12 protein-coding genes are annotated in these 21,720 nt (G+C 65.4%); 10 read left to right on the top strand and 2 right to left on the bottom strand.

Going from position 1 to position 21,720, the window contains the following annotated elements; all coding sequences use genetic code 11:
* Positions 1–31: 31 nt before the first annotated feature.
* The 10 genes from AB1K63_RS08505 to AB1K63_RS08460 all read left to right on the top strand — a co-directional run bounded on the left by AB1K63_RS08505 (position 32) and on the right by AB1K63_RS08460 (position 15,395).
* Positions 32–2,839: a TonB-dependent receptor gene (locus AB1K63_RS08505; protein ID WP_366959675.1), complete on the top strand. Its 2,808-nt coding sequence runs from the start codon at positions 32–34 to the stop codon at positions 2,837–2,839.
* A 61-nt stretch (positions 2,840–2,900) separates the two neighbouring features.
* Positions 2,901–4,433, top strand: coding sequence for a tryptophan halogenase family protein (locus AB1K63_RS08500; protein ID WP_366959673.1), 1,533 nt, complete (start codon positions 2,901–2,903; stop codon positions 4,431–4,433).
* Positions 4,430–6,238, top strand: a complete 1,809-nt coding sequence (locus AB1K63_RS08495; RefSeq protein ID WP_366959672.1) for an alpha-amylase family glycosyl hydrolase — start codon at positions 4,430–4,432, stop codon at positions 6,236–6,238. The genes AB1K63_RS08500 and AB1K63_RS08495 overlap by 4 nt, the downstream gene beginning before the upstream one ends.
* Complete coding sequence (locus tag AB1K63_RS08490) at positions 6,238–7,854, top strand: alpha-amylase family glycosyl hydrolase (protein ID WP_366959671.1); 1,617 nt, start codon at positions 6,238–6,240, stop codon at positions 7,852–7,854. The genes AB1K63_RS08495 and AB1K63_RS08490 overlap by 1 nt, the downstream gene beginning before the upstream one ends.
* The gene (locus AB1K63_RS08485; RefSeq protein WP_366959670.1) at positions 7,851–9,884 is read left to right on the top strand and encodes a glycoside hydrolase family 97 protein; all 2,034 of its coding nucleotides are present in this window, start codon (positions 7,851–7,853) and stop codon (positions 9,882–9,884) included. The genes AB1K63_RS08490 and AB1K63_RS08485 overlap by 4 nt, the downstream gene beginning before the upstream one ends.
* A 27-nt stretch (positions 9,885–9,911) precedes the next feature.
* Complete coding sequence (locus tag AB1K63_RS08480; RefSeq protein WP_366959669.1) at positions 9,912–10,829, top strand: alpha/beta hydrolase-fold protein; 918 nt, start codon at positions 9,912–9,914, stop codon at positions 10,827–10,829.
* A 5-nt stretch (positions 10,830–10,834) separates the two neighbouring features.
* On the top strand, positions 10,835–12,349 hold the full coding sequence (locus AB1K63_RS08475) for a tryptophan halogenase family protein (protein ID WP_366959668.1): 1,515 nt from the start codon (positions 10,835–10,837) through the stop codon (positions 12,347–12,349).
* A 51-nt stretch (positions 12,350–12,400) separates the two neighbouring features.
* The gene (locus tag AB1K63_RS08470) at positions 12,401–13,522 is read left to right on the top strand and encodes an 8-amino-7-oxononanoate synthase (RefSeq protein ID WP_366959667.1); all 1,122 of its coding nucleotides are present in this window, start codon (positions 12,401–12,403) and stop codon (positions 13,520–13,522) included.
* Positions 13,519–14,139: a dethiobiotin synthase gene (gene bioD, locus AB1K63_RS08465; RefSeq protein WP_366959666.1), complete on the top strand. Its 621-nt coding sequence runs from the start codon at positions 13,519–13,521 to the stop codon at positions 14,137–14,139. The genes AB1K63_RS08470 and bioD overlap by 4 nt, the downstream gene beginning before the upstream one ends.
* Entirely contained in the window at positions 14,136–15,395 is a 1,260-nt protein-coding gene (locus AB1K63_RS08460; protein WP_366959665.1) for an adenosylmethionine--8-amino-7-oxononanoate transaminase, read from the top strand. Before bioD ends, AB1K63_RS08460 begins: the two co-directional genes overlap by 4 nt.
* Positions 15,396–15,702: 307 nt before the next feature.
* Here the strand turns inward: AB1K63_RS08460 and AB1K63_RS08455 are convergent, their stop codons facing one another.
* Positions 15,703–19,893, bottom strand: a complete 4,191-nt coding sequence (locus AB1K63_RS08455) for a cytochrome P450 (RefSeq protein ID WP_366959664.1) — start codon at positions 19,891–19,893, stop codon at positions 15,703–15,705.
* 147 nt (positions 19,894–20,040) lie between these two features.
* Positions 20,041–21,711, bottom strand: coding sequence for a hypothetical protein (locus AB1K63_RS08450; RefSeq protein WP_366959663.1), 1,671 nt, complete (start codon positions 21,709–21,711; stop codon positions 20,041–20,043).
* Between the last annotated feature and the right edge of the window lie 9 nt (positions 21,712–21,720).

Raw genomic sequence — 21,720 nt, 5'->3', positions numbered from 1 at the left:
TGAGAACCCCGAGGATCGAGAGGGAAAATCGATGAAAATTCGCACTGCGCTTAGCAATGGCGTCAGCAAGACTGCCTTCGCACTGGCTCTGGTTTCGGGGGGCATGGGCCTCTCTCCGGTCGCCTATGCGCAGACCACCCAGCCGGACACGCCCGAACAGGAAGACGAGGGCCGCCCGGTCACCGATCCCGACGAAGCCGATGGCACGATCATCATCGTCGAGGGCTTTCGCGCATCGCTCGAAAGCGCCATCGCGGAAAAGCGCAACAGCGACCAGATCGTGGAATCGGTCACTGCCGAGGACATCGGAAAGCTGCCCGACGCGTCCATCGGCGAATCGATTGCCCGCTTGCCGGGTCTTACTTCCCAGCGCCTGAACGGGCGCGCCAATGTGGTCGCCATTCGCGGTTTCGGTCCCGATTTCTCCCAGACGCTGCTCAACGGGCGCGAGCAGACGACGACCAGCGACAACCGCTCGGTCGAACTCGACCAGTATCCCTCCGAGGTCGTGAACCAGGTCGTGGTCTACAAGTCGCCGACCGCCTCGCTGGTGGGTCAGGGTCTTGTCGGAACGATCGATATCCGCACCATCCGTCCGCTGGAAGTCAATCGCCGCGTCCTTGCCTTCGGTGCCCGCGGAAGCTGGGCCGACATCGGCGCGCTCAACGCAGGCTCCAAGGAGTTCGGCTATCGATTGAATGCGGCCTATGTGGACCAGTTCGCCGACGACACGATCGGCCTGTCGCTTGCTGCTTCCTATGTCGACGAGCCGTACCAGTTGCAGGAATTCAATGCCTGGGGATATGCCGGAGACGGCACCGCCGCATCGCCGTCGGTGATCGGCGGATCGAAGAGCTACGTCACCTCGACCCAGCTGAAGCGGTTCGGTCTCAATAGCACGCTTCAAGTGGAGCCCACCGATACCATCGTCGTCACGCTGGACGGGTTCTATTCGAACTTCGACGACGACCAGACGAAGCGCGGCATCGAATTGCCGCTGGCCTTCGGCGGGGGCTTCGATACCGATCCCTTCGATCCGGCGACTGGCACGGTCGAGGACGGTTTTGCCACATCGGGCCGCTTCGAGGATGTGCGCGGTGTCGTGCGCAACGACGTCTTCCAGCGTGAGGCCGATCTGTATTCCTTCGGGTTCAACGTGAACCATAACGGCAATGACGGATGGAACGCGTTCTTCGATTTCGGATATTCGCGTACCGACCGCAACGAGCTCAGCCTCGAAAGCTATGCAGGTACCGGCTTCAACGGTGATGGCGGCGATCCCCAGGGCGACGGGACGAGCCCGTCCGATTCGATCGGCTTCGTGTCCGGCCTGACGGGTACGGTCTTCGATCCGACGCTGAATTACGGCGATCCCAACCTTATCGTGCTGACCGATCCGCTGGGATGGGGCGGCGGTCCCGTTCCCCAGGCCGGTTACTCCAACAACCGGATCGTGGACGACGAGCTCTTCCAGTTCAGAGTCGAGGTGGAGAAGGAACTGGAGGACAGCTTCATCAGCGGCATCCAGTTCGGCATGAACTACACGACGCGCGAGAAGAGCCTTACGCCCGACGAGGCATTCGTACGCCTGCCCAATAGCGCGCTGACCGCCGCCATTCCCGCGCAGTTCCTGCTACGCGCGACCGACCTCAGCTATCTCGGTCTGGGCCCGGTCGTGAGCTACGACCCGCGCGACCTGATCGATGCGGGCATCCTGGTGCTCGAGCCTCGCGTCGCGACCGGCCCGAACGCGGCGGCCGACGTCCTAGGCAAGGGCTACACGATCAACGAAGATCTGATGACCGCCTATCTGCAGGCCAATATCGAGCAGGAGATGGGCAGCGCCACGCTTACCGGCAATTTCGGCGTGCAGGTGATTCACACCGAACAGAAGTCTACCGGCTTCATCTTCTCGCCGGCAGGTCCGGAAGAGCGGACGTTCGGTGACAGCTACTGGGATGTCCTGCCGAGCGCGAACCTCTCGCTGCGCCTCGCGAGCGACACGGTCATTCGCGTGGCCGCCGCTCGCGAGATCATGCGGTCCCGTCTGGATGATACGCGGCTCTCGATCGGGTACGGCATCGACAACGCAGTCCCCGGCGGCATCATTCGCGGCGGTGGCGGCAACCCGTTCCTTAGGCCGTACCGGGCGAACGCTGCCGATTTCAACATCGAGCAGTATTTCGGGCAGGGCGGCGTCGTGGCGCTCCAGCTGTTCTACAAGGACATCAAGAGCTTCATTTTCAACGGCCGGTTCGCTTTCGACTATGTTGGCTTCCCGGAGCCGACCGGGGCGGACGCATTCCCGAACCTGCCTTCGCTCGGCACGCTCGATGCGCCGATCAACACTGGCGGCGGCGACCTTTACGGAGCGGAACTGGCCCTGACGATGCCGTTCGGCGACATCATCCCGGCGCTGGAAGGGTTCGGCGTGACAGGCGGGGCCAGCTACACCAAGACGAATGTCGAGGATGCCGCCGGCAACGAAACGCAGATCCCGGGTTATTCGGAATGGGTCATCAACGGGACCGGCTATTTCGAGAAGGACGGCTTCAACGCGCGTGGCAGCGTCCGCTATCGCTCGTCCTTCCTTGGCGATTTCACCGGCTTCGGCGGCTCGCCCGTTCGCCGGACGGCGCTTGGCGAGACGATCGTAGATGCGCAGATCGGCTATGACTTCCAGCCCGGTTCCGCGCTGGAAGGCCTGTCGCTCTACCTGCAGGGCCAGAACCTGACGGACGAGCGTTTCGCTTCGGTCGGTGCCGAACGGCTGCAGGTGGTGGATTACCAGATCTACGGCCGTCGCTTCCTCGCGGGCTTCACCTACAAGTTCCAGTGACGCATCGCCGGCCCCGGTCGGTGACCGGGGCCGGCCGGCATTGCCGGAAAGAGGGACGCGCATGAACGAGGAGCCTGTCACGAGGATCGTCATCGTAGGAGGCGGGACCGCAGGCTGGATGGCGGCGGCGGCCCTGTCGAAGCTGACGGCTTCGAAGATCACCCTGGTCGAATCAGAAGCGATCGGGACCGTCGGGGTGGGCGAAGCGACCATTCCTCAGATCCGCATCTTCAACCGTGCGCTCGGCATCGACGAGGCGGAATTCCTTCGTGAAACCAAGGGTACGTTCAAGCTCGGGATCGAGTTCGCCGGCTGGACCGGCGAGGGTTCGAGCTACATGCACGCTTTCGGCAATGTGGGCGAGGGCGGGGGGCTGGTTCCCTTTCACCATTACTGGCTGAAAGCCCGGGCTTCCGGGGCGGCCGGGGACCTTCGGGCGTATTCGCTGAACGAGCGGGCGGCGCGCGCAAACCGGATGGGAATGTGGGCGACGCAGCCGGGGAAGCCGGCGCCGGACATGCCCTGGGCGTACCATTTCGATGCCTCGCTCTATGCGCGGTACCTGCGTAATCTGGCTGAAAAGTCGGGTGTCGAGAGGCTGGAAGGCATCGTCGCGAAGGTCGAGGTTTCCGCCGGAAAGGACGTGATCCGTAGCGTCCGGCTGGAGGATGGCCGGACGATCGAGGGCGACTTCTTCATCGACTGTACGGGGTTCAGGGCGCTGCTGATCGAGGGGGCGCTGGGCGCGGGGTTCGAGGACTGGAGTCACTGGCTCCCGTGCGACAGCGCGGTCGCGGTTCCGAGCACCATGAAGGGCGAATTCACGCCCTATACGCGGGCGACGGCGAGGCCGGCGGGGTGGCAGTGGCGCATCCCGCTACAGCACCGGATCGGTAACGGTCACGTCTATTCCAGCGTACACATGAGTGCGGAAAAAGCGCTCGATCTGCTCCTGAGCACGATCGATGGAGAGCCGCAGGCGGAGCCGAACCGTCTGAGCTTCACCACCGGCATGCGGCGGCGCCAGTGGATCGGCAACTGCCTCGCGCTGGGTCTCTCGGCCGGCTTCATGGAGCCGCTCGAATCCACCAGCATCCATCTGATCCAGTCGTCCATCGCCCGGTTCGTGGCCATGCTGCCGGGACGCGACGGGCAGCCGGCGCTGGCGGACGAGTTCAACCGCCAGGCGCAGTTCGAATGGACCCGCATCAGGGACTTCCTGATCCTGCATTACGCCGCCAACGGACGGGTGGGCGAGCCGTTCTGGGATGCCTGCCGCGCCATGGAACTGCCGGATACGCTGTCGGCGAAGATCGAGCAGTTCCGCAGCGCCGGTTTCATCCACCGCGAGCACGAGGAGCTGTTCACGCTGCCCGGCTGGCTGCAGGTGTTCGTCGGGCAGGGCATCCTGCCCGAACGCTGGCACCCGATCGCCGACCGGCGGGATCCGGCGGAGCTGAAAGCCTTCCTCGACCGGATCGAGACGCAGATCGGCCGGATCGTGGACACGATGCCGGGCCACGCGCCTTTCCTGCGAGATTACTGCATGCCGCGAGACAGCGCGCCTGCCCGCGCGCCGGAGACAGTCCAATGAAATACCTCGCCACCCTGCTCGCCTGCGCCGCACTGGCGGCGGGCTTGCCCGCATATCCGCAACCGACGCCGGACACCGCCGCCGCGCGGTCGATGGAGGACGAGGTCATCTATTTCGTCCTGCCGGACCGGTTCGCCAACGGCGATACCGCGAACGACACGGGCGGCTATCCGGCGGACCGGATGGCAAGCGGGTTCGATCCGGAACACCGCGGCTTCTACCATGGCGGCGACCTGAAGGGCCTGACGGGCAAGCTCGATTACATCCAGGGCATGGGCGTGACCGCGATCTGGTTTGCGCCGATCTTCAAGAACAAGCCCGTCCAGGGCGATCCGGGCCAGGAAAGCGCGGGCTATCACGGGTACTGGGTAACCGATTTCACGCAGGTCGATCCCCATTTCGGCACCAATGCCGAGTTCAAGGCCTTCGTGGAGGCCGCCCATGCGCGCGGGATGAAGGTCTTCATGGACATCATTACCAACCATACCGCCGACGTCATCGGATATGCGGAAGGCGAGTACGCCTATCGCAGCAAGGCCGATTATCCCTTCTCCACGCGGGGCGGCCCCGACGGCGCACGGATCAATCCCGGCTTCGCGGGCGACGAGGACGCAAGCCCGGAAAACTGGGCGCGGCTGACCGATCCGGCCTTCGCCTACACGCCCGTGGTCCCTGAGGCCGAGCGCGACATCAAGGTTCCCGCCTGGCTCAACGATCCCGTATATTACCACAATCGCGGCAACAGCGAGTGGTGGGGCGAAAGCGCGGTCTATGGCGATTTCGCAGGCCTGGACGATCTCGCGACCGAGAACCCGCGCGTCGTTGCGGGCATGATCGAGATCTTCGGCAGCTGGATCGACCGGTTCGGCATCGACGGTTTCCGCATCGACACCGTCAAGCACGTCAATCCGGAATTCTGGCAGGCCTTCGTGCCCGCCATGCTGGAACGCGCCGAAGCGAGAGGGATCGCGGATTTCCTGATCTTCGGCGAGGTCTATATCGACGGCGCACGGCCCGGCCCGCTGGCGGTGTACACGAAGCGCGACGCGCTGCCCTCGGTTCTGGATTTCCATTTCCAGTCAGCCGTCACCGATGTCGTGGCACGGGGGGAGACGCCCGAGGTGCTGGCCATGCTGCTGGACGGGGACTGGCTGTACGAGGGCGGACCGCAGGCGGCGCTGCGCCTGCCGACCTTCCTCGGCAATCACGACATGGGCCGTTTCTCCATGTTCGTGCGGCAGGCGAACCCGCAGGCGGGCGGGGAGGAGTTGCTGGCCCGCACCATGCTGGGCCACGCGATGCTTCTGACCCTCCGCGGCATTCCCACCATCTATTATGGGGACGAGCAGGGCTTCGTGTCGGACGGCAACGACCAGCAGGCGCGCGAGGACATGTTCCGCAGCCTCGTGGCGGAATACAACGACAACGTCCTGCTCGGCACCGATGCGACGACGGCGGACGAGAATTACGACACCGCGCACCCGCTCTATCGGACGATCGCCCGGCTTTCGGCGGTCCGCGCGGCCAGCCCGGCCCTGCGCCGGGGCGAGAGCATGATCGGCACATTCGACCGCGGGCCCGGGCTGTTCTCCCTGATCCGCCGCGATCCCGAAAGCGGGCAGGAGGTCCTGCTGGCCTTCAATACCGGCGGCACGCCGATCGTGCGCAATGTCGAAATCGGCCTGCGGATCTCGCAGCTCCGCGCGCTGGACGGGGAATGCCCGGCGGCACCGACCGCGCCGGGTAGCGCGAAACTGGACCTGCCCGCCTTCGGCTGGGCCGTGTGCGAACTGGTCGGCGAGTGATGGCGAGCGTTGCAACCGATCCTGCGGCGAAGGCCGATCCCGCACTTCCCTGGTGGAAGGGCGCGTCGATATACCAGATCTATCCGCGCAGTTTCATGGATGCGAACGGGGACGGCATCGGGGACCTTCCGGGCATCACCAGCCGGCTGGACCACGTGGCCTCGCTCGGCGTGGCGGCGATCTGGATCTCGCCCTTCTTCACCAGCCCGATGCGCGATTTCGGCTACGACGTGGCCGATTACTGCAATGTCGATCCGATCTTCGGCACGCTGGAGGATTTCGACGCACTGGTGGAACGCGCCCATGCGCTGGGCCTGCGCGTCCTGATCGACCAGGTGTATTCGCACACCTCGGACGAGCACGACTGGTTCCGCGAAAGCCGGTCCAGCCGGGAGAACCCCAAGGCGGACTGGTACGTCTGGGCGGACCCCCGGCCGGACGGTTCGCCGCCGAGCAACTGGCAATCGGTCTTCGGCGGCCCGGCCTGGACCTGGGACGCGCGGCGCCGGCAGTATTACCTGCACAACTTCCTGAGCAGCCAGCCGCAGCTCAACGTCCACAACCGCGCCGTGCAGGACGCGCTGCTGGACGTGGCGCGGTTCTGGCTGGATCGCGGGGTCGATGGCTTCCGGATCGATGCGCTCAATTTCGCGATGCACGACCCGGAACTGCGCGACAATCCGCCGGCGCCCGCCACCGACCGGCCGCGCACGCGCCCCTTCGATTTCCAGCGCCGGGTCCACAACCAGTCGCATCCGGACATCCCGCTGTTCATCGAACGGATCCGCGAAGTCACCGATGGATATGACGCGGTGTTCACCGTGGCCGAAGTGGGCGGGGACGAGGCCGAGACCGAGATGAAGGCCTTTACGCAAGGCGAGACCCGGCTGAACTCGGCCTACGGTTTCAACTTCCTCTATGCCGAGAAGCTGACCCCCGGCCTCGTCTGCGCGGCGCTGGCGGAATGGCCGGACGAGCCCGGTATCGGCTGGCCGAGCTGGGCGTTCGAGAACCACGATGCGCCGCGCGCCCTGTCGCGCTGGTGCGAACCGGAGCATCGCGAGGCCTTTGCCCGGATGAAGATGGCGCTGCTGGCGTGCCTGCGCGGAAACATCATCCTCTACCAGGGGGAGGAGCTGGGCCTGACCCAGGTCGATATCCCGTTCGACCAGCTGCACGATCCCGAAGCGATCGCCAACTGGCCGCTGACCCTGTCGCGCGACGGCGCGCGGACCCCGATGCCCTGGCTGGCCGACGAAACCGGCGGTTTCGGGACCGGCGCGCCCTGGCTGCCGCTGGGCGCGGAAAACCTGGCGCGGTCCGTCGATTTGCAGGACGCGGACCCCGCCTCCCTGCTGGCCCACACCCGCGCCATGCTGGCGCTGCGCGACGCGCATCCGGCCCTGCGGGTCGGCCGCGTGGTCGAATGCCGTGCCGACAATGCCATCCTGCGCCTGACGCGCGAAGCGGATGGCGAGCGCATCAGCGCGATCTTCAACCTGTCCGGTTCGCCCCACGAACCCGGCACCCATTACGAGGGAACACTTCTATGCGCCGTGAACGATGCCAGCCCGCAGCGTCTGGGACCCTACGCAGCGCTGCTCGTCCAGCGATGATCCGTGGCCTCGTCGCGGCCCTGCTGGCGACGGTCGCCACGCCGGCGCTGGCGGAGGACGTCACCTCGCCCGACGGGCGCATCGTCGCGACGCTCGATGTCGATAATGACGGCGTGCCCTATTACCGCGTGATGCGCGACGGGGCGGAAGTGATTGCCGAAAGCGATCTCGGCTTCACCTTCACCGATGCCGAGACCATGCGGCGCAATTTCGTGATCGAGAACGCGGTCACCGCCACCCATGACGACACGTGGGAGCAGCCCTGGGGCGAGCGCCGCTTCGTCAGGGACCGTCACAACGAGCTGGCCGTCACTTTCCGCGAGACGCGCGATACCAGCAAGCGGGCGCTGACTGTGCGCATGCGGGTCTTCGACGACGGAATCGGCTTCCGTTACGAATTCGCGGAAAGCGCGGACATGCCGGTCGCCAATATCGCGGAGGAGCTGACCGAGTTTGCGATCGCGGGCGATGGCACCGCCTGGTGGATCCCGGGCGGGGACTGGAACCGGTACGAATACCTCTACAACGAGACGCCGATCACCGGTGTTTCCATTGCCCATACGCCCATGACCGTCCGGCTGGATAACGGGACGCACCTGTCCTTCCACGAAGCCGCGCTGGTCGATTATTCGGGCATGTGGCTGCGGCGGATGGACGGCCGCCGCTTCCGCGCGATGCTGGCCCCATCCAGCCGCGGCGCCAAGGTCGTTCGCGAAGGCGCGTTCGAGACGCCCTGGCGCACCATCCGCATCGCCGACGGGCCGGACGGACTGGTGGAAAGCAACCTGGAACTGAACCTCAACGAACCCAACAAGCTGGGCGATGTCAGCTATTTCGAGCCGGCCAAGTATATCGGCATCTGGTGGGGCATGATCCGCGGCGACTGGAGCTGGGCGCAGGGTCCGAAGCACGGCGCGACGACCGAGAGGGCAAAGGAATATGTCGATTTCGCCGCCGAGAACGGGTTTCGCGGCGTGCTGATCGAAGGCTGGAACTACGGCTGGGACGGCAACTGGTTCGGCAACGGACGCGATTACAGCTACACCCGCAGCTATCCCGATTTCGACCTGGAGGAAGTCGCCGAATATGCGCGCGGCAAGGGCGTGCGGATCATCGGCCACCACGAGACGGGCGGCAATATCCAGGTCTACGAAGCGCAACTGGAAGACGCGCTCGACCTGTACCAGCGGCTGGGCGTGGACGTGATCAAGACCGGTTACGTCGCCGATGCGGGCGGGATCATTTCCTGCAATGCCGACATCGCCGATCCGTGTGAGGGCGAGGTGTACGAGTGGCACGACGGCCAGCGGCAGGTGCAGCACCACCTGAAGGTCGTGCAGGCAGCGGCCGAGCGCCAGATCGCCATCAATCCGCACGAGCCGGTGAAGGATACGGGCCTCAGGCGCACTTATCCCAACTGGGTCGCGCGCGAGGGCGCCCGGGGGCAGGAGTACAACGCGTGGGGCCGCTTCGCCAACGGTCCGGAACACGATCCCACGCTGGTCTACACGCGCATGCTGTCGGGTCCGATGGACTACACGCCGGGCGTGCTGGGGCTTGTGGGGGCGGAAGGCGTGCCGATCGCCTCGACCAAGGCCAAGCAGCTCGGCCTGTATCTCGCGATCTACTCGCCGATCCAGATGGCGGCCGATTTCAAGGAAAGTCTCGCCGAACATCCGCGCGAGCTCGACTTCATCCGGCAGGTGCCCGCGGACTGGGCCGAAAGCCACCTGATCGCGGGCGCGGTGGGCGATTATGCCATCTTCGCGCGCAAGGACCGCAACAGCGAGGACTGGTACGTGGGCGGCGTGAACGACGCGACCGAACGGACCGTGACGCTCGATTTCGACTTCCTTGAGGACGGGCAGACCTATGCAGCGACGATCTACAAGGACGGGCCGGAGGCGACCTACCTTACGGACAAACGGCACGACATCGCCTACGAGACGCTGAGCGTCGCCAAGGGCGATCGCTACACCGTCCGGCTGGCCCCCGGCGGCGGCATGGCGATGCAGCTGAAGCGCCGGTGATCCGGGCCGGGTAGGGACATCGCGGCGATGCGCTGGCTGCTGCCCCTCCTCGCGCTGCTGCTCGCCGCCTGCGCCACGCCGTCGGCCGTCGGGCCGGTAGCGGCGGGGCGGTTCGTGGAGGTGGAGCGGATCGCGGCAGAGGGCCTGCCCGACCAGCGGCTGACGATCTGGCTGCCGCCCGACTACGACGCGGGACAGCGCCGCTATCCGGTGCTCTACATGCACGACGGGCACAATCTGTTCGATCCGGCGAAGTCGAATTTCGGCAAGGTCTGGGCGGCGGACAGAGCGATGCTGGCCGCCATGGAAACCGGCCGGGTCGAACCGCACATCATCGTCGGGATCTGGGCGCCGGGACCGGACCGCTACCGCCAGTACCTCCCGCAATTCGCCGCCATTCGTGCGACGGGTGGCATCGCCGCCAGCATCGCGGACAACAGCAATGGCGGCCCGGTCGTCTCCGCGCGCTATCTCGCCTGGATCGCGGACGAGCTGAAACCGCTGATCGACCGCGAATACCGCACCCGGCCCGGCCCCGGAGACACCGCCATCGCGGGGTCGAGCATGGGCGGGATCATGAGCTGCTACGCCATCGTGGAGCGGCCCGACATCTTCGGGCGCGCGGCCTGCATCAGTTCCCATTGGCCCGTTGCCCTCCCGGACGAGGCCGAAGCGGACCGGGCGCAGGTCCTCGGGATCTGGCGGGACTGGCTCGGCGATCGTCTCGGCCCGCCGGACGGGCGCCGCATCTGGATGGACCACGGCACCGCCACGCTCGACCGCTATTACGCGCCGTACCAGCGGGCCGTCGATCGCAGCTTCGTGGCCGCCGGATGGACAGAGGGGCGCGATTTCCGCTCGGAGGTGTACGAGGGCGCGGAGCACGAGGAAAACGCCTGGGCCGCGCGCCTGCCGGAAATCTTCGATTGGCTGCTCGCCGACTGATGGAGATGGGCCGCCCCCCTCGCGTCGTGGTGCTGGGCGGAGGCAGCGCCGGCTGGATCGCGGCCAGCCTGCTGCACCATCGCTGGGCCGGGCAGGGCGGCCATGTGACTGTCGTGGAGAGCCCGCAGATCGGCATCATCGGCGTGGGCGAGGGATCGACCCCGCAGTTGAAGGCGATGTTCGATCACCTGGGCATCTCCGAAAGCGAGTGGATGCCCGCCTGCAACGCGACCTACAAGCTGGGCATAAGGTTCACCGGCTGGAGCGAACGGCCGGGATACGAGAGCTATTTCCACCCTTTCCCCAGCCCCGTGGACCTGCACACCGAACCGGCCTTCTCTCGCAATTGCGCGCTGGCCCGGCGCGGCATCGACGTGCCGGCGCTCCCCGACGACTGGTTCCTCGCGGCCCGGATCGCGCGGGAGGCGCGCACCCCGCACCCGAGCGCGAATTTCCCGTTCCCGCCCGCCTACGGCTACCATTTCGATGCCTACCGGCTGGGCGAGTTCCTGCGCGATCGGGCCGTGGCCGCGGGCGTGCGGCACCTTCCGGCCGGCGTCGAGCGCGTCGAGCTTGCCAGTGACGGCGCAGTCGCCGCGCTGCTTTGCGACACTGGGGAGCGGATTGAGGGCGACCTGTTCGTGGACTGCTCCGGCTTTCGCGGCATGATCGTGCAGGAAGCGCTCGGCGTCCCGTTCCTGTCCTTCGCGTCGAACCTGTTCAACGACCGCGCGGTGGTGATGCCGACCCCGCATTCCGGGCCGTTCCTGCCGCAGACCGAAAGCATCGCCATGCGCGCGGGCTGGCGCTGGCAGATCCCGCTTACGAGCCGGATCGGCAATGGCTACGTCTATTCCTCGCGCTACATTTCGGACGAGGAGGCGGAAGCCGAGCTTCGCGCCGCGATCGGGATGAAAGGGAACCCGCAGGAGGCGCGTTTCCTGCGCATGAAGGTGGGCCGCGTCTCGGAAACCTGGCATCGCAACTGCCTCGCCGTCGGGCTTTCGCAAGGCTTCATCGAACCGCTGGAGGCGACGGCGCTGCACATCGTCATCGCAATCGTGCTTGAATTCGCGCAGGCGTACGAAAAGGCCGGATCTTCGGACGCGGAGCGCGATGCGTTCAACGGCCGGGCGGCCGCGCGTTACGAGGGTATTCGCGACTACATCGTCGCGCATTACCGGATGAACCGGCGAACGGACACGCCATACTGGCGCGACAACGCGGCGAACGATGATCTCTCCCTCGCCCTGAAGGCGATGATGACGGCCTGGTTTACGCATGGCGACATCGCGGAAGCCATCGACCGGACGTATTCCCTGCCGCCCTATCCGCCGATGAGCTGGCATGCCCTGTTTGCCGGTTACGGTACCTTTCCCGAGCCGGGAAAGACGCAGCCGCTGCCGGCGGGTATGAGGGACGGGGACCTGCCCGCCGTCACGCGGATGCTGGACGCGTGCCTAAGCAACTTTGCGGGGCTGGCGTACCCGGCAGCGCAGAAAGGCACCGAGCCGGCCTGATCGCCAAACGGGCCCTTGCGCTGAATGCTCGCTGCCCTAGGGCCCGGCCGCGTGTCGCATTCGAATTTCCATCACCAGGACCTGATCCGCTTGCAGGATGCCGGGCGCCGGCGAGCGCTCGCACTGCCGGAAGGGATCGACTTCGCCTCGAACGACTATCTCGCACTGGCAGGCTCGGCCGCGCTCCGGCAGGCGGCGGTCGCGGCCCTGACGCGCGGGGTCGCGCTCGGCTCCGGCGGATCGCGCCTGCTGCGCGGCCATACGGCCGAGCATGCCGTGCTGGAGGAGGAGGCGGCGCGTTTCTTCGGTTCGGAAGCCGCGCTCTTCGTCGGCTCCGGCTTCTCAGCGAACAGCCTGATGCTTTCCACTCTGCCGCAGGCCGGCGACCTGATCCTGCACGACGCCCTGATCCATGCCAGTGCGCACGAGGGAATGCGGCTTTCGCGTGCCGCGCACCGGTCCTTCGCGCATAACGATGTCGACGCGGCCCGCGACGCGATCCGTCGCTGGCGACGGGAGGGCGGACGCGGAACGGTCTGGGTCGTGTTCGAAACGCTCTACAGCATGGATGGCGACATCGCGCCCGTCGCCGACTTTGCCGCGCTGGCCGACGGCGAGGACACCATGATGGTGATCGACGAGGCGCACGCGGTCGGCGCGTGCGGGCCGCAGGGGCGCGGGCTGGCGGCGGACCTTCACGGGCGCGACGACGTTCTGGTCCTGGCCACCTGCGGGAAGGCGCTGGGCTGCGAAGGAGCATTGATCCTGCTGCCGGAAACATACCGCGATTTCCTGGTCAACAGGGGCCGCAATTTCATCTTCTCGACTGCGCCTTCGCCCCTGATGGCGGAGGTGGCGCGGTCCGCGCTGCGGCTCGTGGCGGCGGCGGACGATCAGCGCACCCGGCTGCGGACTTTAATCGAAGCCACCGCGACAGAGATCGCGCCGTCGGGCTTTGCCGCCAGCGGATCGCACATCCAGCCGATCGTGCTCGGGGATGACCGCCGGACCATGGCCGTCGCCGATGCCTTGCGATCGCGTGGGTTCGACATTCGCGGCATTCGTCCGCCCTCGGTTCCCGATGGCAGCGCGCGCCTGCGCATATCGATAACGCTCAACGCCAGCGAAGAGGCGATCGCCATGCTCGGCGATGCCTTGAAGGAGATAGTGTGAACCCGATCGTCGTAACCGGAACCGATACCGATATCGGCAAGACCGTCTTCGCGGCGGGTCTCGCCCGGGCACTGGGTGCGCATTACTGGAAGCCGATCCAGGCGGGGCTGGAGGGCGAAAGCGATAGCTCGCGCGTCGCATCGCTCGGTGTGCCGGCCGACAGGATACTGCCCGAAGCCTATCGCCTGACCACGCCGTGTTCCCCGCACCGCGCGGCGGAAATAGACGGCGTGACGATCGATCCGGGCACGCTCGCCCGGCCGCGCGTCGACGGGCCGCTGGTGGTGGAGGGCGCGGGCGGGGCACTGGTACCGGTCACGCGCAACGTGCTCTATGCCGACCTGTTCGCCCGGTGGCAGGCACCCGTCATCGTCGTCGCGTCGACCGCGCTCGGCACGATAAACCACAGCCTGCTGACCGTCGAAGCCCTGCGCACCCGCGGCGTCCCGATCTGCGGAGTGGCGTTCGTCGGGGAGCGGGAAGCCGACAGCGAGGCGACCATCTGCGAGATCGCGGGCGTGCGGCACCTGGGAAGGCTGCCCCTGCTCGACCCGCTCACTCCGGACACCCTGTCCCGCGCTTTCGCGGATGCGTTCGACCTCGAGCAATTTACGTGACCGGCTCCCCCATCTGGCATCCATTCACGCAGCACGGCCTGCGCGAACCGATCCCGCAGGTCGCGCGGGCGCAAGGCGCCGTGCTGCAGCTGGAAACAGGGGAGGAGATCCTCGACGGCATCTCCTCTTGGTGGGTGACGACGCACGGTCACGCGCATCCCCGCATCGCGGCGGCCATCGCGGAGCAGGCCGCGAAGCTCGACCAGATCATCTTCGCCGGGTGGACGCACGAACCGGCGGAACGGCTCGCGGCAGGCCTGCGCGCGATCATGCCCGACAGCCTGACCCGGGTGTTCTTCTCGGACAGCGGATCGACGAGTGTCGAGGTCGCCCTGAAGATGGCGCTTGGGTACTGGCTTCACCGGGGCGAAAGGCGCAGCCGCATCGTGGTGATGGACAACGGGTATCACGGAGACACGATCGGCACGATGTCGGTCGGCGCGCGCGGCGCCTTCAATCGCGCCTACGAGCCGCTGCTGTTCGATGTCGCCTCCATCCCCTTCCCGCATGCAGGCGGCGGGCAGGCGACCCTCGATGCGCTGGAGCAGGCGTGCCGGGGCGGGGCGGCGGCCTTCATCGTGGAGCCGCTGATTGCCGGGGCGGGCGGCATGCTGGTGTACGACGCGGCGACGCTGGCGGAGATGCGCAGGATCTGTGCGGCGCATGGAACGCTGTTCATCGCGGACGAGGTGATGACAGGCTGGGGGCGCACCGGGACGCTGCTGGCGTGTCACCAGGCGGGAATCGAACCCGATATCCTCTGCTTGTCGAAAGGGCTCACGGGCGGGGCCGTCCCGCTGGCCGTGACCATGGCGAGCGAGCCGATCTACCGGGCGCATTACAGCGAAGACCGGGGCGACATGTTCTTCCATTCGTCCAGCTACACCGCCAACCCGGTCGCCTGCGCCGCCGCGCTGGCGAACCTGGCGATCTGGGAGGAGGAGCCGGTCATGGAGCGCATCGACCGCCTGTCGGCCGGGCAATCCGCCCGGCTCGGGGCGCTTCAGGACCACCCCCTCGAGTGCAATGCCCGCACGCTCGGCACCATCGCGGCGTTCGACGTGGGCGATGCACAGGGATACCTGTCCGACCTCGCGCCGCGCATGCTGGCAATGTTCCGGGAACGCGGCGTCCTGCTGCGTCCGCTCGGCAACACGGTTTATGTCATGCCGCCCTATTGCATCGAGGAAGGCCAGCTCGACGCGATCTACGCGGCGATCCGGGTTGTCCTGGACGAGGTCGGCAGGCTGGACTGAGCGGCTTTCCCCAAGGCCGCATTTCCGTCGGGCGCAAAAAGCGCAGGAACCGGCTCTCGTTGCAAATCAAAGCTATCGGCGGGCCACCCGAGCATGATAGGTGCGCCTCCGCGTCCGACACACAAGACTCACGATCGGGCGCCCGGGAAGCGCACATGGACAGTCACCACCTCGCCATCCTCGCGATTATCGCGGCGATCATCCTCGTCCTTGGAGGGCTGTACCTGAAGCACCGCCGATCGAAGCGCCGCGACAGGCACGGGCGCTGGCGGTAGGGCGCGGGTACTCGTTATTCCTGGTGGCGCAGCTAGGTGGCCAGAAAGAGCAGAGCGCTTCTGCTGGGCACGAAGAAGTAACCTCCAGCCCTCGTCGATACGAAAGATGACAGCCCTTCCAGAACGATGCTCCCGCCGCTCGTCGGAACGGTAAACTTGCCGCATCCCTCTGACTTCCGGCCAAGCAGCGGATCGTTCTCCCCGCTGAGCGTATGGAAGCTGCTCGAATTGAGCCAGTTGCGCTGGACGAACTCGAACTGCCTTTCGAGGTCGGCGCACAGCGCGACGAAGAACAGGCCCTTCTCCTCGCCACGTACGTAATTGCGGCCGCGACGCATGAGACGATGGCGGTTGGCGATGGCGGTTTCCTGCTTGTCGCCCGGCAGCAGACTGTCGCGCGGATTGGCACGCCGGACATGTGATCCGAAAGGACAACGCAGGCCGCGTGGATCGTCCCGGCCGAACGGCAGCGCGTAATCGTCCGGCCCGAACTCTCCCGGATCCGCCGGGTTGGACAGCAGCGACGATCCGTTTTTCCACCGGCCGACCAGCTTTGCGGCGACCCAGTCGGGCGTCACGTTTCTCCCGAGAATACTCGCAAGGTGCTGGTATTTCGCATTCGTGTTCCGCGCGATATGCTCGCAAGCACTTTCGAACGACCCGACGTGCTGTTCCAGGACCCGTATCGCCATGAAGGTCCCGTTGCGACTGAAATCGCGGGGCGTGCACGGGGTGTCGTCATCCCGTCCGAACCGTGGATAGGGGCTGCCTCTTGTTGCGGCATCGGGCAGGACATTCATCGGATCATGAGTGGCCGCCACGTGGACGCCGGGAGACACGTAACCCTGCACATTCGCATATCCGCCGATCATCTCGCCGGCGGCAACGATATCATCCGGGTTCCGATCCAGCCGGGACTTCGACGTTCCTGCGATCACCGGCTGCACGAGACCGTCCCGAAATCCGAAATGGTCCTCCGGCGAACCGCTTTCCGGAAGGTCGCAGGTCTGCTGGCGATCGATCTCGACGATGCCGTGCGCATCGATCAGGTTGGCGTGCGCTGCCAGGGCTGCCTCCTGAGAGGAGGCATTCGCGGAGTAGATGGCGAGCACGACGTCGATCCCGCATGGCGTGTCACCGTCGTCCCACCGGAGAGGATCTTCGAGCCGATCGCCTATCAGCGCGGCGCGTTCGCGCATGCCCATCGCGTAGGCGCCCGGCAACTCGTCGAGCAGGGGATGTCCTTCGCGCAAGAGCTTGCGAAGACCCGCGCTCGAGATGCCGAAGGCGCACGCATTTTCGTCCGGCTCCATTTCCCCGAAGGTCACGCGATACTTCGGGTCGAGTTCGCCACGTTCGTTAAGAATGCCTTCCAGTACCGACTTGCCGTCTAGGATGGATCCCTCGACCCGGTAGCCGGTCAGGGCCCGCAACCAGTTACGGGCCTGATTCCGATCCGCCGGGAGTTGCAACATGAGAAAGGTCGCGCTTTTCAGATGGCCGAAACCCTGAAAGACCAGCGCCTGTACTTCCTCGCTTTCGATTTCCGATTCCAGGCGCGGAGCGGAGCCGAACAAGGCAAGCCAGTCGCGGGCTTCGCTGTCTGTCGTCGCGCGTGCGAGCCCTTCCCTGATCAGGTGATTGCGCCTGATCTGGTCGGCGGTAATTGCCGGAAACCTGGCGTACCAGTATGCTGTCGGAACCTGCTTGCGCCGGACATAATTCTTGAACTGGTCTCCATTCTCGGCCCCGTCGAGCAGCAGGAAGCGACTTTTCGGAAACCCCTCGCAATTGGACCAGACAGCGGTCTGCCCGAGATGCGCGCGCGTGATGAAATCCTCCAGATAGCTCTCCCAGTTCCCGTCGTAGTTGGACTGGAAGACCATCGTGTCGGTGCCCGGCAACCTCACCCACCGCGCAAACTGGATCGTTCCCATGTTGAGAACGAAGCCTGGCCGGAAATAATGGGTCACTACCTGTCCGACGCCCCACAGGGCGAAGGCGAGCGTTAAGCGTCTCAGCAAGCCTGTTTTCAGGGGCGTGACCACCGTGATGTGATTCTTCGCGTGGCCCGGCAGATCCTCGCGCAATGCCAGCTTGCGCAGATGTGTGAGGTCCGGCTTTTCCCTGTCCGGCCGGTCGCGCTTTTCCTTCCAGCGCAGCAGCCACACTCCGAAGCCGGCGAGGATCGCAAAAGCGGCAAGGCTCGCGGCGAAGCTTTGCAGGGCGAGCCACGGAAGAGACAACCACAAGGCGGTACGGCTATCGCTGCCCGGGTCGAGCACGATGTACAGCAGGGTGCCCGCGAAGAGCGAGACAATGACGAACGCCCAGGCGAACCGCGCGAAAAGGGCGGAACGGCGGATGATGTCCCACAGCTTCGGCTGGGTCTGTTTGCTCCATTTCGAAAGATGCGGCGCGCTGCCTTTCGGCTTCAGCAGGAGGTCTTCGTAGCCCTTAGCAGACCAATCGCCTTCGCCCGTCCCTATCGGCGAGTTCCCGGTGCCCCGGATCGCGCGTCGGACCTGTGCCAGAACGCTGGATGGACGACTGCTGCGTCCGAGCTCGCTTCGCTGATACTCATCGATCTGCGCGCGGACGAATTCGGCGAGCTCCTGCTCCTTCGCGATTTGGGTAACGGTCAGATCAGGAAGTCCGTAGAAATTGAGGGCGGTGGCACCCCAGGGGCGCCCGTGCATCTTTACCCGGTGACGCATAACGAATTCGTGCAAATCCCTGCCGGGCGAACAACCGAGGGTTTCGAGTACCGACCGCAGTGGCTCCTCGATCGCACGGATCGCATTCACGGCCGCGCTGTCCGCGCAGCCGTCCGCGTTGACCTCGATCAGCAGCATGCGGCGGGACGATTCGTCTCGCGGTAATTCGATGGCCGTGCAGGACAGGAAGTGGACGGTCCCAGTGCCGTCCAGCGCCGCACGCGAAGCGGCAGTGTCGAACGCCTTCGTGATTGTTCCGTTGGCAAGATCGTCGGAGTGTTCCGTCGAGAACGGAACGGCAAACACAATCCCGTTCTGGTTCCTGCCTCCGCCCCGTGGGTCTCGGGCGGGGTGGCCGTAGGTCAGTCGGGCGTGGCAGGGATAAGGCCCCCGGAATTTCATCCTCAGTCGCGACATCGATTTTTCGACGTCTGGGCGGCGCAGGAGCGCTCCGAAGGTTGAGGTAAGCTGCGCCAGAGCCAGTTCCTTGCCAAGGCAGGTATGGAACATGTGGCCGAAAAGCAGGTCGGGCTCGCGTTCCCGCTCCGCGTCGAACCGGTTGGGATTCTTCCAGCTGCGCGGATCGCGGAGTGCGGCCATGGTGGAAACGAGAACCAGCCTTTTTGCGGGCACGGCGAAGGACGACCCGTCGGGACGCTCGACAGTGGTGCGCTGTGGGCACCATCGCCACTGCCCGGGCGCGAGAGCCGGGTTGAGCCGACCCGCTTCCATCAGGACCCTGCGCAGTGCATTGCGGTCGTTGGATCGGGCAGCGGCAATTGCTTCGCGCCGGGCCTGTCCGTTTTTCGATAGAAGTTGCAGCATCTTGCCACCTGCCAGCGAATTCGTCGGAACGAACCCGGCCGCAAGTCCGATTAGTATCGCGCGAGCCTGGGGCAAGGTCGGTCCGCCCGGCTCCCGCGACATGGCGACGAACCGGCCGGCCAGCGTATCGGGCGGGGTTTGACCCGTCGCGGCGGAATGGAGAGCGCGGTCGGCGACGGCTCGCAATTGTTCCCCCGCCGCCGCCGCGAGTTCCGCGGCGACCGGCGATCCGGACGGATCGCCAAATAGCACGTTGGATACCGCGATGGTCCATTTGGCAAAGGCGTCAGAATCCGTGACTTCGAAGCCCATGTAGCGGATGCAGGCTTCCGCCGCGACGCGCATCACGAGGTCCTGCTGGACATCGATCTCGCCCTTTGCGGCATCGAGAAGCGCCTCGGCATACCGATCAGATATCTCGCCGATGAAATCCGCGTCTCGAGGCAAGGCGATCAGGTCGAGGAGGACACGCTTCTGCTCGGCGTGGTCCTCCCCGTCCAGTCCGAGAAGGAATGTTTCACCTCCTGCGAGCGCTTTCATCTCAGGTCCGAAGGGGACTCGGAACCGGTCGGGACTGGCGAGTACGGAGCGGACATCCTCCTCGCGGGTAATTACCGTCACTCCGGCGATGTTGGCTACCGGCCGGACCAGCTGGAAAAATCTCAGTACGGGCCAAAGCAACAGTCGAAAGCCGACGGCAAGGATTTTTGCCTTCGGTCCGTCGGCCGCTATGCGAGAGAAGTCGAAGGGTGGGACATCGTCGGGATCGGGCAGGACCGGCCCCGGGTCTTCGCCGAAAAGCCGCGCGTATTTCCATCGCGCCACAGGTCAGCGTCCCCCTGCCAGATGCAGCACCGCCGCCACGGGCTTGTCGAACTCGATGCCGCGGCGCAGTTTCTCGTTCCAGGCCGGATCTTCGAACGGCATCCAGTCCAGCATCTGCCGATAGAGATACGGTTTCTCGTCCAGCATCCTGGCGCGCGCTTCGGCAGCCTCGCGGGGACGATCCATTGCGGCAAGGCAAGCAGTCTCGAGCGCGTGTGCCAAGACGTAACCCGGATGGGTCAGTTGCAGGGCCTGCGCCTGATCAAGCGCTTCTTCATACCGGTCCAGCATCCAGTAAGCGGTGGCAAGACTTCCGAGCGGGAAGAAATTCTTCGCTTCGAGAGGGGAAAGGAACAGCGAATGGCGGAGTGGTTCGATGGCCGATTGCGGATCGCCCGACAAGGCATGCGCCGCACCCAGATGGGCGAAAGCCGGCGCCATGCTCGGGTCCAGTTCGCAGGCCTGACGCAAGTGTCTGAGCGCGGATGGAAACCGCCTGTGCCACGTATCGAGAATGCCGGAAAAAAGCGGACCGCGTGCGTCCCCGGGATCCGCGCGCATGGCGGCCCGGATCAGAGGCGCGAGGTTCATGGTCGTGGATGTGTCAGCCCTTTTGATCCAGTGCTGCCAGAGGGCAAGATTGGCCCGAAGCATCAGGAACTCGCTGTTCTCGGGATAGCGGTCCAGCCCCGCGATTATCAGCTTTTCCGCTTTCTCGAACGCATCCTTGGTGAACTGGTCGATGTAAAATCGCACGCGCCAGTTTCGTGCGACGAGATCGTCGATGTCGATTTCATCGCTGGCCGGGAAATTGCGCTGCTCGCACGTGTCGAACGAGGCTCCGAGACAATTTATCGCCCGGGCAATCTCCGCTTTGAAACGTTCGTCTTGAGGGTCCGCGGGTAGCTGGCGCGTATCCGTCCACCGGATGATCCGCCCGGGCATCTCCAGCAGCGCGAAATTCACCGTCAGATTCGGGCCCATCTCGAGTATCTGTGACCGCGCTACATACCGAACGCCGAGAGTGTCTGATACTTCCTTGCTGGTGAGATTGTGCAGGATGCTGCTGGAAGTCTGGCCGGCGTCCACGACCGGCAGCCAGCGTAGTTTTGCAAGCCCTCCGGAAAGCGACGCCCCGACGCGACGGGCCATGATCTCCGCGTCCGGGTGTTCCTTCGGAAATCCTGTTATTGCGACAGCTATCTGCGCTCTCAGTTCCGAAACCCCGGAGCGTGGCACGCTTGCAGGCGACAGGCTGCGAGCGTCGCTTTCGAAGTCGCCCGGAGCATAGCGGGACCGCATCTCGCGCAGCCAGTCCTCGAAACCCTCTTCCCCGGCCAGATCGATCCCCTCGCAAAATTCGCACCCGTGGAAGGGGTTGGATCCGTTCAGGTCGGTCTGGAAGCTTTCCCTGTTCAGGGATACCAGTCTCTGGTCGGTGCGGATCAGATCGATGTCATGCTGCGCGAGGATCTTGCGAAGGTTCGACAGCTCCCTGCGCAGACTGCTTTGCGCCTGTTTCTGGGCGCGCGAGCCCCAAAAGACATGCTGCAGCCAGACCCGCGAACGTTCGAAACGGTCCGCCGTAGCCAGTGTCGCGAGGAGCGCTATCGCCTTTTTGCTGGTGATCGGAAGCCTCTCCCCAGAGGAAAGCTCCACTTTTGGTGGACCCATAAAGTGCAG

The sequence above is a fragment of the Qipengyuania sp. JC766 genome (genome assembly GCF_040717445.1).
Lineage (GTDB): Bacteria > Pseudomonadota > Alphaproteobacteria > Sphingomonadales > Sphingomonadaceae > JC766.
This window is presented reverse-complemented; position numbering and strand designations above follow the sequence as displayed.

Excerpts from the sequence above, each read along its gene's own strand:
- AB1K63_RS08505 (WP_366959675.1), top strand. The coding sequence starts at position 32 with ATGAAAATTCGCACTGCGCTTAGCAATGGCGTCAGCAAGACTGCCTTC.
- AB1K63_RS08500 (WP_366959673.1), top strand. The coding sequence starts at position 2,901 with ATGAACGAGGAGCCTGTCACGAGGATCGTCATCGTAGGAGGCGGGACC.
- AB1K63_RS08495 (WP_366959672.1), top strand. The coding sequence starts at position 4,430 with ATGAAATACCTCGCCACCCTGCTCGCCTGCGCCGCACTGGCGGCGGGC.
- AB1K63_RS08490 (WP_366959671.1), top strand. The coding sequence starts at position 6,238 with ATGGCGAGCGTTGCAACCGATCCTGCGGCGAAGGCCGATCCCGCACTT.
- AB1K63_RS08485 (WP_366959670.1), top strand. The coding sequence starts at position 7,851 with ATGATCCGTGGCCTCGTCGCGGCCCTGCTGGCGACGGTCGCCACGCCG.
- AB1K63_RS08480 (WP_366959669.1), top strand. The coding sequence starts at position 9,912 with ATGCGCTGGCTGCTGCCCCTCCTCGCGCTGCTGCTCGCCGCCTGCGCC.
- AB1K63_RS08475 (WP_366959668.1), top strand. The coding sequence starts at position 10,835 with ATGGGCCGCCCCCCTCGCGTCGTGGTGCTGGGCGGAGGCAGCGCCGGC.
- AB1K63_RS08450 (WP_366959663.1), bottom strand. The coding sequence starts at position 21,711 with ATGGGTCCACCAAAAGTGGAGCTTTCCTCTGGGGAGAGGCTTCCGATC.